Origin of the sequence: Advenella incenata (assembly GCF_004217095.1) — a bacterium.
In the GTDB taxonomy this organism is placed as follows: domain Bacteria; phylum Pseudomonadota; class Gammaproteobacteria; order Burkholderiales; family Burkholderiaceae_B; genus Advenella; species Advenella incenata.
Genome location: NZ_SHKO01000003.1, coordinates 389,713 through 403,405 on the forward strand (window position 1 = coordinate 389,713; position 13,693 = coordinate 403,405).

13 protein-coding genes and 1 pseudogene are annotated in these 13,693 nt (G+C 54.6%); 8 read left to right on the top strand and 6 right to left on the bottom strand.

The features are described 5' to 3' along the window. Positions 1–81: 81 nt before the first annotated feature. From EV681_RS17995 to EV681_RS18010, 4 genes and pseudogenes are all read right to left on the bottom strand, one after another. Positions 82–1,533: a bifunctional 2-methylcitrate dehydratase/aconitate hydratase gene (locus EV681_RS17995; protein WP_130304777.1), complete on the bottom strand. Its 1,452-nt coding sequence runs from the start codon at positions 1,531–1,533 to the stop codon at positions 82–84. Between the two features lie 39 nt (positions 1,534–1,572). Next, entirely contained in the window at positions 1,573–2,790 is a 1,218-nt protein-coding gene (gene prpC, locus EV681_RS18000) for a bifunctional 2-methylcitrate synthase/citrate synthase (protein ID WP_128394756.1), read from the bottom strand. A gap of 27 nt (positions 2,791–2,817) precedes the next feature. Continuing rightward, positions 2,818–3,090, bottom strand: a pseudogene (gene prpB / locus EV681_RS18005) (methylisocitrate lyase); the annotation flags it as partial. Positions 3,091–3,367: 277 nt separating this feature from the next. Then, positions 3,368–4,357: a malate dehydrogenase gene (locus EV681_RS18010; RefSeq protein WP_128394755.1), complete on the bottom strand. Its 990-nt coding sequence runs from the start codon at positions 4,355–4,357 to the stop codon at positions 3,368–3,370. Between the two features lie 177 nt (positions 4,358–4,534). On the opposite strand from EV681_RS18010, the gene EV681_RS18015 reads away from it, so the two are divergent. From EV681_RS18015 to EV681_RS18045, 7 genes are all read left to right on the top strand, one after another. Beyond that, complete coding sequence (locus tag EV681_RS18015; RefSeq protein ID WP_128394754.1) at positions 4,535–5,290, top strand: GntR family transcriptional regulator; 756 nt, start codon at positions 4,535–4,537, stop codon at positions 5,288–5,290. Positions 5,291–5,387: 97 nt separating this feature from the next. Further along, a complete protein-coding gene (gene sdhC / locus EV681_RS18020; protein ID WP_014751349.1) occupies positions 5,388–5,801 on the top strand; it encodes a succinate dehydrogenase, cytochrome b556 subunit in 414 nt (137 codons plus the stop codon). After that, positions 5,801–6,178 (top strand): succinate dehydrogenase, hydrophobic membrane anchor protein, encoded by a 378-nt coding sequence (sdhD, locus tag EV681_RS18025; RefSeq protein ID WP_128394753.1) that lies wholly within the window; start codon positions 5,801–5,803, stop codon positions 6,176–6,178. Before sdhC ends, sdhD begins: the two co-directional genes overlap by 1 nt. Positions 6,179–6,181: 3 nt before the next feature. Then, positions 6,182–7,960, top strand: a complete 1,779-nt coding sequence (gene sdhA, locus EV681_RS18030) for a succinate dehydrogenase flavoprotein subunit (protein ID WP_130304778.1) — start codon at positions 6,182–6,184, stop codon at positions 7,958–7,960. A gap of 10 nt (positions 7,961–7,970) precedes the next feature. Beyond that, positions 7,971–8,687 carry a succinate dehydrogenase iron-sulfur subunit gene (locus EV681_RS18035; protein WP_128394751.1) on the top strand — a complete coding sequence of 239 codons (717 nt, stop codon included), beginning with the start codon at positions 7,971–7,973 and terminating at the stop codon, positions 8,685–8,687. A 6-nt stretch (positions 8,688–8,693) separates the two neighbouring features. Next, complete coding sequence (locus tag EV681_RS18040) at positions 8,694–8,951, top strand: FAD assembly factor SdhE (protein ID WP_128394750.1); 258 nt, start codon at positions 8,694–8,696, stop codon at positions 8,949–8,951. A 42-nt stretch (positions 8,952–8,993) separates the two neighbouring features. Further along, positions 8,994–10,307, top strand: a complete 1,314-nt coding sequence (locus EV681_RS18045; RefSeq protein WP_128394749.1) for a citrate synthase — start codon at positions 8,994–8,996, stop codon at positions 10,305–10,307. Between the two features lie 401 nt (positions 10,308–10,708). On the opposite strand, the gene EV681_RS18050 is transcribed toward EV681_RS18045, so the two are convergent. Both EV681_RS18050 and EV681_RS18055 read right to left on the bottom strand, forming a co-directional pair. Continuing rightward, positions 10,709–11,107: a DoxX family protein gene (locus EV681_RS18050; RefSeq protein ID WP_207227109.1), complete on the bottom strand. Its 399-nt coding sequence runs from the start codon at positions 11,105–11,107 to the stop codon at positions 10,709–10,711. Further along, positions 11,104–13,386 carry an NADP-dependent malic enzyme gene (locus EV681_RS18055; protein WP_128394747.1) on the bottom strand — a complete coding sequence of 761 codons (2,283 nt, stop codon included), beginning with the start codon at positions 13,384–13,386 and terminating at the stop codon, positions 11,104–11,106. The genes EV681_RS18050 and EV681_RS18055 overlap by 4 nt, the downstream gene beginning before the upstream one ends. 101 nt (positions 13,387–13,487) lie before the next feature. Here EV681_RS18055 and EV681_RS18060 point away from each other — a divergent pair, with 101 nt between their 5' ends. Beyond that, a complete protein-coding gene (locus EV681_RS18060; protein WP_130304780.1) occupies positions 13,488–13,682 on the top strand; it encodes a hypothetical protein in 195 nt (64 codons plus the stop codon). Positions 13,683–13,693 lie beyond the last annotated feature (11 nt).

The window sequence follows — 13,693 nt, forward strand, 5'->3', positions numbered from 1 at the left end:
TGCTTGGCGGGCGTAGCAGGAAAGGAAGGCTGTACGTGCGCCCGGCTTGTGCCGATCTATCTTCCCGGTACGCTTGCCGGTTTAAATGACATACATGTCCACATATTCGTGCACTGGCATGGCTTCGAGCGCTTGCTGATCCAGCGAGACAGCCAGGATCTGCTCCTGTTGCTTGCCAGGAAACACCCGGGCCAGGTTGATACGGAATTTGGCTTCAAGCAGCGGGATACCGTCTTTACGACGGCGCTTGTGGCCTATCGGATATTCGCAGACAACTTCATCCAGCTTGCTGCCGTCGTTGAACTCAACCGTGAGAGCATTGGCGATAGAACGTTGCTCGGGATCATGATAGTCGCGAGTGAAGGCAGGGTCCTCTACACATTCGATTTTCTCGCGCAACGCATCGATGCGCGGGTCGGCAGCGATCCCATCCTCGTAGTCGCCTGCAGTGAGGCGACCGAACAGCACGGGCACGGCAACCATATACTGAATGCAGTGATCGCGGTCGGCCGGATTGTTCAGCGGCCCTTTTTTGTCGATGATACGGATACACGCTTCGTGGGTACGGATGGTGATTTTCTTGATATCGTCGGTGGTCTTGCCGGCAGCCTTGAGCTGATCATGAATCTGCATGGCGCATTCAACCGCTGTCTGCGCATGAAACTCGGCCGGGAACGAGATCTTGAACAGCACGTTTTCCATGACGTAGCTGCCGTAAGGGCGCTGGAACTTGAAGGGCTGCCCTTTGAACAGCACATCATAAAACCCCCAGGTTTTTGCCGTCAGGACCGACGGATAACCCATCTCGCCGGTTTTAGCCATCAATGCCAGGCGTACGGCGCGGCTGGTGGCGTCGCCGGCAGCCCAGGATTTGCGGCTGCCTGCATTGGGGGCGTGACGATAGGTGCGCAGGCTTTGACCATCCACCCAGGCCAGCGATACGGCGTTGATGATTTCGTCGCGCGTTAAGCCCAGCATTTGCGCAACCACTGCGGTCGACGCCACTTTGACCAGAACAACATGGTCCAGGCCTACTTTGTTGAACGAGTTTTCAAGTGCAATGCACCCCTGGATTTCGTGCGCCTTGATCATGCCTGTGAGCACTTCACGCATGGTCAGCGGCGCCTTGCCTGCGGCCACTGCGTTGCGCGAGAGCCAGTCAGCTGTAGCCAGAATGCCGCCCAGGTTATCCGATGGGTGGCCCCATTCTGCGGCAAGCCAGGTGTCATTAAAGTCGAGCCAGCGGATCATGGTGCCGATATTGAACGCCGCCTGTACCGGGTCCAGCGCAAATTGCGTGCCCGGAACCTTGGCGCCATTGGGCACCGTGGTGCCCGGCACGATGGGGCCCAGCAGCTTGCGGCATGCCGGGTATTCAAGCGCTTCCAGACCGCAGCCCAGCGTATCGATCAGGCAGTTGCGCGCGGTTTCGTACGCAACATCGCTGCTGATTTCATAGTTGAGAACGTAGTCGACAATATCGACAAGTACCTGATCGGGCTCAGGACGAACATTTGAAATATGACTGGACATGGAGCGACCTGTAAAGCAAGCTGAATAGTTCGACTGTGATTATTTGCGTTTGGACAGCGGTACGAATTTCTGATCGTCCGGGCCGGTGTAGTTGGCGGTTGGCCGGATGATCTTGTTGTCGATGCGCTGTTCAATAATGTGAGCTGACCAGCCTGCTGTTCGCGCGATGACAAACAGCGGGGTAAACATCGACGTGGGAATGCCCATCATGTGGTAGGACACCGCGGAGAACCAGTCCAGGTTCGGAAACATCTTTTTGATGTCCATCATCACTGTTTCCAGTCGTTCTGCAATATCGAACATCTTGGTGGTGCCCGCATCCTGTGACAGTTTTTTGGACACCCGTTTGATCACGACATTGCGCGGGTCGGAAATGGTGTACACCGGGTGACCGAATCCGATAATCACTTCCTTGTTTTCTACACGCTTGCGAATGTCGGCTTCGGCCTCGTCAGGCGAGTCATAGCGTTTCTGTACTTCAAAAGCCACTTCGTTGGCGCCGCCATGTTTCGGACCGCGCAGCGCGCCGATGGCCCCGGTGATGGCAGAGAACATATCCGAACCTGTACCGGCAATGACGCGTCCCGTAAATGTAGAGGCATTAAATTCGTGCTCTGCATACAGGATCAGCGACGTGTGCATGGCGCGAACCCATTCTTTGGATGGCTTCTCGCCATGAAGCAGATGCAGGAAATGACCGCCGATGCTGTCGTCGTCCGTCTGCACATCGATGATACGGCCGTTATGGCTGAAGTGGTACCAGTAGAGCAGGGCGGAACCCAGGCTGGCCATCAGTCTGTCGGCGATATCGCGGGCGTCGGCCACATTGTGATCGTCCTTCTCGGGCAGGGTGCAACCCAGGACCGAAACAGCGGTTCGCATGACATCCATCGGATGACTATGGGCGGGTAGCGATTCAAGCACTGTTTGCAGGTTGGCCGGCAGGCCACGATAACGTTTGAGCTTCTGTTTGTAGGCGGTCAATTCAGCCTGCGTGGGCAGTTTGCCATGGATGAGCAGATGAGCGATCTCTTCAAATTCACTGGAGTCGGCCAGGTCAAGAATGTCGTAGCCGCGGTAATTTAAGTCGTTGCCGCTGCGGCCGACCGTGCAAATGGCCGTGTTGCCCGCTACAACGCCGGACAGGGCGACCGATTTTTTCGGTTTGAAGCCGGCAGGATTGTCTGCGGTCGTTGCGGCGGCGGGTGCGCTGGCGGTTTTGCTGGCTTTTGTAGGCTTGGTAGCTTTTGTAGACATGGTGTTATCTCCTGACTAATTGAAGTGTTATTTTTTGCTGGCGAACAGGGCGTCAAGGTTCTGTTCAAAATCGTGGTAGCCAATGCGATCGTAGCGTTCATCGCGTGTCTGCATCTGGTCGATGGCATTTTTCTGGTGACCATCGCGGCGGATGGTGGTGTAGACATTCTCTGCTGCCTTGTTCATGGCGCGAAAAGCCGACAGTGGATACAGTACCATACTCGCGCCGACGCTGCCCAGTTCTTCTACGGTAAACAGCGGTGACTGGCCCAATTCGGTAATGTTTGCCAGCAGCGCAACGGCGCGTTTGGCCAGCAGGGCATGATCGGCGTTGATGGCGCCGATAATCTGCAGTGTTTTTTCTTCGGACGGGGCCTGGCGAAAGCGGGCGCCTGTGGACGCAATGGTCGACATACCGTCTCCGGATAGGGATGATATGCAGATCATTATCTGCATATTTGCGACTGAACACTGTCCTGCAGAAGATAATTGTCACCGGCTTTGGAACGTTTTCGTATCCGGTCGCGGTACTGGAAAAAAATAGCCACGAGACCGTGGCTATTTGTGTATCAATGGATCAGCCCAGCAGATCGGCTACCCCGTCGCGCTCTTCGAGCAACTCGTTCAGGGTAAAGTCCATGCGTTCACGGGAAAATTCGTTGATTTCCAGGTCTTTGACAACCGTGTACTCACCGTTTTCCGTAATGACTGGCACACCGTAGATAATACCTTCGGGAATGCCGTAAGAACCGTCAGATGGAACGCCCATGGTGACCCATTTGCCGTTGCTGCCCAGGACCCAGTCACGGACGTGATCAATGGCTGCATTGGCTGCTGAGGCAGCAGACGACAGGCCGCGCGCTTCAATGATGGCTGCACCGCGTTTGCCCACGGTGGGGATGAACGTGTCTTTGTTCCAGGCATCGTCGTTGATGAGTTTTTCCAGGCCTTCTCCACCAACAGTGGCAAAGCGGATGTCAGGGTACATGGTGGGAGAGTGATTGCCCCAGACCACCAGTTTTTCGATATCCTTGACTGCCTTGCCGGATTTTTGCGCCAGTTGGGTCAGCGCACGGTTGTGGTCCAGGCGCAGCATCGCGGTGAAATTCTTCGCAGGCAGATCCGGCGCAGATTTCATGGCAATATAGGCGTTGGTATTGGCAGGGTTGCCAACAACCAGTACTTTTACGTTACGGCTGGCCACTTCATTCAGGGCCTTGCCTTGTGCTGTGAAAATCTGGGCATTGACCTTGAGCAGATCCTTGCGCTCCATGCCGGGGCCGCGTGGGCGAGCACCTACCAGCAGAGCGATATCGGCATCTTTGAATGCGGTCTTGGGGTCGCTGTGAGCGGTAATTTCCTGCAGCAATGGGAAGGCGCAGTCATCCAGTTCCATGATGACCCCTTTGAGGGCCTTTTGCGCTTTTTCGTCGGGGATTTCCAGCAGTTGCAGAATAACGGGCTGGTCTTTACCGAGCATCTCGCCTGATGCAATGCGGAAAAGCAGAGCGTAGCCGATCTGACCGGCGGCGCCCGTGACGGCGACGCGTACGGCGGGTTTGGACATAGGGATCTCCAATAAATAAGGGGAAAAAAACGAATATATTTGAAAAGATTTTAACGCTAAAGCTTAGTAGAAATCTGCGGTATCGTCAAATTGTCTTATAACTTATATCTTATATAAGAATAGACAATTCTGCTTGCAATATGAGATAATAAGCAGGTTTTAATTTGTTCACAGAACATGTCTGAAATCCCAACCCCCTCGTTGAAATCGCCTGCTGCGGCATTCAGCCCTTTGTACAAACAGATCAAAGACCTGCTGGTCCATAGTCTGCATGAAGGCGAATGGAAGCCGGGCGAGAGCATTCCCAGCGAACTTGAACTGGCTGCACGCTTTCAGGTCAGCCAGGGCACCGTGCGCAAGGCAATTGACGAGCTGGCGGCCGAGAATCTGCTGATTCGTCGGCAGGGCAAGGGAACATTTGTTGCTACGCACCATGAAGCGCAGGTTCGTTATCGTTTTTTAAGGTTAAAATCCGATAGCGAAGGAAATGCGGCACGCGCCCAAAGTGTCTATTTGCAATGCGCCCGCCAGCGTGCGACGCAGGACGTGGCCCGTGTACTCTTGCTGCGGGGCAGCGATTCGGTGATTTATATCCGGCGAATCATGTCCTTTGGTACGGTTCCCACGGTGCTCGATGAAATCTGGCTTCCGGGCGATGCGTTCAAGGGCCTGAGCATTGAAAAGCTTCAGGCAATGAACGGTCCGCTATACGGTTTTTTTGAGACGGAATTCGGTGTAAACATGGTTCGCGCCGATGAAAAACTCAAGGCTGTGGCCTGTGATGCCGAGACCGCCGGGCTGCTCAATGTCGAGCAGGGTACGCCGCTGCTGCAGGTCAATCGCGTTTCCTACACCTATGGGGATAGGCCCATGGAGATTCGCCGCGGTTTATATGTTACAGAACATTATCATTATCGAAATGGTTTAAACTAATTCGATTAGCAAGTGCGGGGGCCGGACAGCGGTTCTTCGCCTTTTCACGTGCGTTTTTTATTTTTAATTTGTTGTAGTTTGTTTCCTAGAGGCCGTTATGTCAGACACCCCGTCAAAACAGCGCCCGCAGTATCGTAATATCGATATTGCCCAGATTACAAAATACCACCTGCCGGCTGCCGGCAAAGTGTCTATTTTGCATCGAATCAGTGGCGCTCTGCTTTTTCTCAGTCTTCCCATCATCCTGATCCCACTTTTTGCAGCCAGCGTGGCTTCGCCGGAAAGTTTTGCATCGTTGGGTAGCGGGGCGGGTGGCCTTATTCTCAAGCTGATCCTGCTGGTTTTGCTGTGGGGCTTTATGCATCATCTGTGCGCCGGCATTCGTTATCTGGTTCTTGACCTGCATATCGGTATCGACAAGGTCTCGGCACAGAAAAGCGCCGCTGTGGTAATGGGAGTCAGCCTGGCGCTGACCCTGGTGTTCGCCGTTAAAATGTTTGGAGCGATCTGATGGCCAAGGAACTGGTAGGTACTAAGCGGCTGGTTGTGGGTGCCGGCTATGGTATCAAGGATTTCATCGTGCAGCGTATTACAGCCGTGATTCTGGCTGTGTATTCAATCATTTTTCTGATTGCGGTGCTGTTTACCCCCATTAACTATGAATCCTGGAAGGGTTTCTTTACGTTCTCCTGTTGGGGCCTGCCCATCGGGCAGATTGCCGCAACGCTGGCTTTTTTCTCGCTTGCCTGGCATGCGTGGATCGGCGTGCGCGATATCTGGATGGATTACGTCAAGCCCGTAGGTGTCCGACTGACGTTGCAGGTGCTCACTATCCTGTGGCTGATTGCCGCCGTCCTGTATTTCGCAAAAATTGTCTGGAGTTTATAAGCCGTGGTCGCTATCAATTCATCATTACCGCGCCGCCAGTTTGATGTAGTGGTTGTAGGTGCCGGCGGGTCCGGCATGCGCTGCTCCCTTCAATTGGCTCAGGCCGGATTATCCGTCGCCGTCCTTTCCAAGGTTTTTCCAACCCGTTCCCATACGGTAGCCGCGCAGGGCGGTATCGGTGCTTCGCTGGGCAATATGAGCGAAGACAACTGGTACTGGCACATGTACGATACCGTCAAGGGCTCAGACTGGCTGGGCGACCAGGACGCCATCGAGTTCATGTGCCGTCAGGCGCCCAATGCGGTTTACGAGCTTGAACACTTCGGCATGCCGTTTGACCGCAATGCCAATGGCACCATCTACCAACGTCCTTTTGGCGGTCACACCGCCAACTTCGGCGAAAAGCCCGTACAGCGCGCCTGTGCTGCGGCCGACCGTACCGGACACGCGCTGTTGCATACCTTGTATCAGCGCAACGTTGCTGCGCGCACCCAGTTCTTTGTTGAATGGATGGCGCTGGATCTGCTGCGCAACGATGCAGGCGATGTCGTGGGTGTGACCGCGCTCGAAATGGAAACCGGTGAAATCTATATTCTGGAAGCCAAGGCTGTCGTGCTGGCTACCGGCGGTGCCGGTCGCATTTGGCAGGCTTCCACCAATGCCTTCATCAATACAGGTGACGGCCTGGGTATGGCTGCCCGCGCCGGTATCTGTCTGCAGGACATGGAATTCTGGCAATTTCACCCCACCGGTGTTGCCGGGGCCGGGGTGCTCATTACCGAAGGGGTGCGCGGCGAAGGCGGTATCCTGTTGAACAAGGATGGCGAGCGGTTCATGGAGCGCTATGCACCAACCCTGAAAGATCTGGCACCGCGCGACTTCGTGTCGCGCTCAATGGACCAGGAAATCAAGGAAGGCCGCGGTTGTGGCCCTGATGGCAGCTACGTGGTGCTCAAGCTGGATCACCTGGGTGCAGATGTCATTAACAAACGCCTGCCATCCATTCGCGAGATCGCCATCAAGTTCGGTAACGTGGATCCCATCAAGGAGCCTATCCCCGTGGTACCTACCATCCATTATCAGATGGGCGGTATTCCGGCCAACTATCATGGCGAAGTGGTTACCTGGGACAACGGCGAAGAGAAAATCGTCAACGGCCTGTATGCAATTGGCGAGTGTGCTGCGGTTTCTGTGCACGGGGCCAACCGGCTGGGCACCAATTCACTGCTGGACCTGGTGGTCTTTGGTCGTGCAGCGGGCAACCGGATCGTGGAGTCGCATCTGGAGCGCCAGATGTCTCATCAGGATCTGCCCAAGGAGTCGCTGGACTTCTCACTGTCACGCGTCAACGAACTGGAGTCGCGTACGACCGGTGAAAAAGTACAGGACGTGGGCAACAGCATTCGCGCTTCCATGCAGCGTCACTGCGGTGTGTTCCGTACCCTTGAGTTGCTCAAAGAAGGTGTCGACCAGATCAACGAACTGGCCGAGCAGGCCAAGCACGTCAAGTTTGATGACAAATCTAATGTCTTCAACACGGCGCGGGTCGAAGCCCTGGAGCTGGCCAATATGACTGAAGTGGCCCGTGCCACGATCCAGTCGGCAGCGAACCGCACCGAAAGCCGCGGCGCGCACGCCTTGAATGATCATCCTGAACGTGATGACGTGAACTGGCTCAAGCATACGTTGTGGCACTCTGCCGATAACCGCCTGGAGTACAAGCCAGTGCATATGAAACCGCTGACCGTTGAGTCGTTCCCTCCAAAAGCACGTACATTCTAAGCAGAGTATTATGAGCACAAAACGTATCATGAAATTCGAGATTTACCGCTATGATCCTGACAAGGATGAGCGCCCCTACATGCAGAAACTGGAAGTGGAACTGCAACCGACGGACAAGATGTTGCTGGACGCCATTATCCGCATCAAGAATGACGTTGATGACAGTGTAGCCATCCGTCGCTCCTGCCGCGAAGGTGTATGTGGCTCCGATGCCATGAACATCAATGGCCGAAACGGTCTGGCGTGCACAACCAATCTGAACGAGCTCAAAGAGCCGATTGTTCTGCGCCCATTGCCCGGCCTGCCGGTTATTCGCGATCTGATCGTGGATATGACCCACTTCTTTAACCAGTATCATTCCGTGCGCCCGTATCTGGTCAACGATACGCCGCCGCCGGAGAAAGAACGCCTGCAATCGCCCGAAGCCCGCGAAGAGCTTGATGGTCTGTATGAATGCATTCTGTGCGCGTGCTGCTCGACTTCCTGTCCTTCATTCTGGTGGAATCCTGACAAATTTGTCGGCCCTGCCGGATTGCTTCAGGCTTACCGGTTTATTGCAGACAGTCGCGACGAGGATACCAATGCCCGTCTTGACAATCTGAATGACCCATACCGTTTGTTCCGTTGCCATACCATTATGAATTGCGCCGATGTATGTCCGAAAGGGCTGAATCCGACCAAGGCAATTGGCAAAATCAAGGAACTGATGGTTCGTCGTGCGGTCTGATCAAAGATGACCACACTAACCGAACTGGAACGGGCGCGTCTTCGCTGGCGTGCCCGCCGGGGGCTGCTTGAAAACGATCTGATTATTACCAAATTTCTGGATCGTTATGAACAGGAGTTGAGCGATGAGGATGTCTCGTCGCTCACCCAGCTTTTTGAACTTGATGACAACAGTCTGCTTGATATTCTTCTTGACCGCGCCAATCCGGAAGGTATCTATGATACGCCTAATATACAACGCCTTATTGAATTGATGCGGCAGTGATAGCAGGTAGACCGAAGTCTGGTTTTTTCTTAAGGATGTTAAATGAACCTCTCTGACAAGAAAGCGATTCTGAGCTTTTCAGATGATTCGACGAAGATTGAGCTGCCAATATACAAAGGCACGGTAGGACCGGATGTAATCGACATCCGCAAGCTGTACAGCCAGACCGATATGTTTACCTATGATCCCGGCTTCATGTCTACAGCGGCCTGCGAATCTGCGATTACCTATATTGATGGTGAAAAAGGCGAATTGCTGTACCGCGGATATCCTATAGAGCAACTGGCAGTCAATTGCAGTTTCCTGGATATCTGCTACCTGATCCTGAACGGCGAGTTGCCTAACTCGGCGCAGAAAGAAGAATTTGACCAGACAGTCACACACCATACTATGGTCAACGAGCAGCTGCATTTTTTCCTGCGTGGCTTTCGCCGTGACGCCCACCCGATGGCTGTGCTGACCGGTCTGGTCGGGGCGCTGTCTGCGTTTTATCATGACTCTACGGATATTACCAATCCAGAGCATCGTCACATTTCAGCGATTCGCCTGATTGCGAAAATGCCAACGCTGGTGGCCATGGCATACAAATATTCTCTGGGCCAGCCTTATATCTATCCGCAAAATAACCTGTCCTATACAGGCAACTTCCTGCGCATGATGTTTGGCACACCTTGCGAAGAATACAAAGTCAACGATGTGGTAGAGCGCGCGCTTGACCGCATTTTCATTCTGCATGCCGATCACGAGCAGAATGCTTCTACGTCGACCGTGCGGCTTTGCGGTTCTTCAGGCACCGATCCGTTTGCGGCAATTGCTGCCGGCGTGGCTTGCCTGTGGGGCCCTGCTCATGGTGGCGCCAACGAAGCCTGCCTGAAGATGCTGGAAGACCTGCAAGCCAACGGTGGTATCGAGAAAGTCGGCGAGTTCATGGAAAAAGTGAAGGACAAGAACTCAGGCGTGCGTCTGATGGGCTTTGGTCATCGCGTTTACAAAAACTACGATCCTCGCGCCAAATTGATGCAGGAAACCTGCAAGGAAGTGCTCGAATCACTGGGTCTGCAAGACGATCCATTATTCAAGCTGGCGATGGAAGTGGAACGTATCGCTCTGGAAGATCCATATTTTGTCGAGCGCAAACTGTATCCGAACGTCGATTTCTACTCAGGTATCGTGCAACGCGCCATTGGTATTCCAACGTCGCTGTTCACCGCGATTTTTGCACTGGCTCGCACAGTAGGCTGGATCGCGCAGTGGAACGAAATGTTGTCTGATCCTGATTACAAAATCGGCCGCCCGCGCCAGTTGTATACCGGCTACTCGGCTCGTGATGTTGGCAATATCGAGACCCGCAAATAATTCTTGCGTGTTGCTTGTCGGAAAAAACCGCAGATCTTCGGTCTGCGGTTTTTTTTCGACTGTCTGTTTCCGAGTGCGCATCTCACTCATCTCATGGGTTTTGCTCTTGTGTGTTTTGCCAGTTGGGGCGCCTGCGCTGAATTGCCGTTTCGGATTGGGCGTGTGGTATGAAGCGTGACCTATCCTTGGTCATGTGGGTCGTGCCGTTGATGGCGTCGGCCATACCTGACAGTGTTGGGGTGTGAAAATAATCGGGATGTGGGGAAAATAGGAACGTGGGTAAAAATAGGAACATGAAAAAAGTCGGCGCGCGAAAAAAAGCCGAACCACGATTGTGATTCGGCTGGCTGGTCGCCCGGCCCCGCTGCCGCTTGTGCGGGCAGCAGGTTTTGCGTGTCCTGCTAGTTGTTGTACGGGCTATTCATGCTGAAACGGCCCGCGCCGGCAAAAAAGACAGCGACTGCAGTAAACAGGAAGAAGTATTGCGTTTCCAGTCTGAGCGCGCCGTTGCCAGTCACCATGAACAGCTGGCCGCTATGGGCCAGAGCAATGGCCACGATCATGTTGATCGCAATCAGTACTGCGGCAATACGCGAATAAAGGCCCACAATCAGCAGGATCGGCGCAATCACTTCACCAATATAAACGGCATACGCCAGCCATCCGGGCAGGCCGGCAGAGGCAACCATGCCCATAATCCCGCCGATGCCGTTTTGCACTTTGAAGATACCGTGCATGAGCAGGAGAATGCCAAGCGTCAGGCGCAGCACCAGTTTTGATAGATCGTCCGAGCGCATTATTTGGACTCCCCAAGTGTGTCAACGACGGCCAGCGCTGTCATATTGACAATGCGTCTTGTGGTTGTGCTGGTGGTCAGGATGTGGACCGGCTTGGCAGCGCCCAGCAGGATCGGCCCCATGGCAATACCATGGCTGCCGGTCATTTTCAGCATGTTGTAGGTGATATTGCCGGTATCCAGATTCGGCATGATCAACAGATTGGCGCGACCGGTCAGACTGGAGTCAGGGTAGGCATCCAGGCGGATGCGTTCGGACAATGCAGCATCGGCATGCATTTCGCCATCGACTTCCAGGTCCGGACGGCGCTGGGCAATCAGGCGACGGGCCGAGGCCATCTTGCGCGAAGAATCCGAAGGACGGCTGCCGAAGTTGGAGTGCGACAGCAGGGCGATTTTGGGTTGAATACCAAAGCGGATCATTTCATCAGCCGCCTGGATCGTAATGTCTGCAACCTGCTCGTCGGTCGGATCTTCGTTTACATGAGTATCGCAAATGAACAGGGTCTGGTCAGGCAGAATCAGCACGTTCATTGCAGCAAAGGTAGTCACGCCTTCTTTCAGACCAATCACTTCCGACACATACTTGAGCTGGTTGTCAAAGCGGCTGCCAACGCCGCAGATCATGGCGTCGGCGTCGCCGCGTTCCATCAGCAATACACCGATCAGGGTGTTGTGCTTGCGCACCATGGCTTTTGCCACGTTGGGCGTGACGCCATCGCGACCTTTGATCTTGTAGTAAGCCGTCCAGGTTTCGTTGAAGCGTTCGTCGTCTTCGGGGTTGACCACTTCCACGTTGGTGCCAGCCGCCAGGCGCAGTCCCAGTTTCTTGACGCGCATTTCGATCACGGCAGGGCGTCCGATCAGAATCGGATAGGCCAGCTGTTCGTCGATGACCGTCTGTGCTGCACGCAATACACGCTCGTCTTCGCCATCGGCATAGACCACGCGTTTCGGTGGGGTGGTGCGAGCCTGTTTGAACAGAGGGCGCATCAACGGACCGGAGCGGTACACGAAACCCAGCAGTTGCTGGCGATAGGCATCCATGTCTTCGATCGGACGGGTTGCAACGCCCGATTCCATGGCCGCCTTGGCAATGGCCGGGGCGATCTGGACGATAAGCCTGGGATCAAAAGGCTTCGGAATAATATATTCGGGACCAAAGCTCAGATCCTGTCCTTCATAGGCCAGTGCGACCTCGTCGCTTGGCTCGGCCTGCGCCAGATCGGCAATGGCCTGCACGCAGGCCATTTTCATTTCTTCGGTAATACGGGTGGCGCCCACGTCCAGCGCGCCGCGGAAAATAAAGGGGAAGCAAAGAACGTTATTGACCTGGTTGGGGTAATCGGAGCGGCCGGTGGCGATAATGCAGTCTGGGCGTACCGCTTTGGCGTCTTCCGGGCGGATCTCTGGGTCCGGGTTGGCCAGGGCCAGAATCAGGGGCGAGGGCGCCATGGTGGCAACCATGTCCTGCTTCAGTACATCCTTGGCCGAGCAGCCCAGGAACACATCGGTGTCGCGCATCACATCAGCCAGGGTCCGGTCCTCTGTTTTCTGCGCGTAACGCGCCTTGTTCGGCTCCATGTTCTGGTCACGACCTTCCCAGATCACGCCGCGAGAGTCCACAACAAAGATATTCTGGCGCGCAACGCCCAGGTTGACCAGTAAATCAAGGCAGGCAATCGCTGCAGCGCCGGCACCGGAACATACCAGCTTGATCTTGCTGATGTCCTTGCCGACGATTTTCAGGCCGTTAAGAATGGCAGCCGAGGAAATAATGGCCGTGCCATGCTGATCGTCGTGAAAAACCGGGATTTTCATGCGTTCGCGCAGTTTTTTCTCGATATAGAAGCATTCCGGCGCCTTGATGTCCTCCAGGTTGACGCCACCGAGCGTGGGTTCCAGCGCGGCGATAATATCCACCAGTTTGTCTGGGTCATTTTCTGCCAGTTCGATATCGAATACGTCAACGCCGGCGAATTTTTTGAACAGGCATCCTTTGCCTTCCATGACCGGCTTGGAGGCCAGCGGGCCGATATTGCCCAGCCCCAGCACCGCGGTGCCGTTGGTGATGACGCCGACCAGATTGGCGCGCGAGGTATATTTTGAAGCGGCTATATCGCCATCGGCGAAAATGGCCATGCACGCTGCTGCGACGCCAGGCGAATAGGCCAGCGACAGGTCATCCTGGTTGGCCAGCGGTTTGGTCGGAGTAACGGAAATTTTGCCCGGTGTCGGATAGGCGTGGTAATCCAGGGCAAGTTTGTTACGGTCGTGGCTCATGGTTTTTTATCCTTAAGGTTCAACAATATTGTTATGCTCATTGCTATGCTCGAATCGCAGTTTCGATATGATAACGCCGTTGCCCGCATTCCGGCGGTAACTTGGCCTCTGTGGCTGCAGGCGGCCCTCGCCCCGTTCCGGGCATGGGTGTTGCCGGTTTCTCTGCTGATGTGCCCGTCAGTCTGGCACTGCTCATGAGTGATGGGGCAGGCGGCGTTATCAATCGCGATGGTCCGGCCTGTTCAACCAAACAGACCTGTTCTGCGAAAACGGTCAACTACCGGTTTGCGCTTTAAACTGTGTCGGT

What these genes read in the sequence shown, in the direction of transcription:
- EV681_RS17995 (WP_130304777.1), bottom strand. Translation starts at nt 1,533, where the DNA reads ATGTCCAGTCATATTTCAAATGTTCGTCCTGAGCCCGATCAGGTACTT.
- prpC (WP_128394756.1), bottom strand. Translation starts at nt 2,790, where the DNA reads ATGTCTACAAAAGCTACCAAGCCTACAAAAGCCAGCAAAACCGCCAGC.
- EV681_RS18010 (WP_128394755.1), bottom strand. Translation starts at nt 4,357, where the DNA reads ATGTCCAAACCCGCCGTACGCGTCGCCGTCACGGGCGCCGCCGGTCAG.
- EV681_RS18015 (WP_128394754.1), top strand. Translation starts at nt 4,535, where the DNA reads ATGTCTGAAATCCCAACCCCCTCGTTGAAATCGCCTGCTGCGGCATTC.
- sdhC (WP_014751349.1), top strand. Translation starts at nt 5,388, where the DNA reads ATGTCAGACACCCCGTCAAAACAGCGCCCGCAGTATCGTAATATCGAT.
- sdhD (WP_128394753.1), top strand. Translation starts at nt 5,801, where the DNA reads ATGGCCAAGGAACTGGTAGGTACTAAGCGGCTGGTTGTGGGTGCCGGC.
- EV681_RS18035 (WP_128394751.1), top strand. Translation starts at nt 7,971, where the DNA reads ATGAGCACAAAACGTATCATGAAATTCGAGATTTACCGCTATGATCCT.
- EV681_RS18040 (WP_128394750.1), top strand. Translation starts at nt 8,694, where the DNA reads ATGACCACACTAACCGAACTGGAACGGGCGCGTCTTCGCTGGCGTGCC.
- EV681_RS18045 (WP_128394749.1), top strand. Translation starts at nt 8,994, where the DNA reads ATGAACCTCTCTGACAAGAAAGCGATTCTGAGCTTTTCAGATGATTCG.
- EV681_RS18055 (WP_128394747.1), bottom strand. Translation starts at nt 13,386, where the DNA reads ATGAGCCACGACCGTAACAAACTTGCCCTGGATTACCACGCCTATCCG.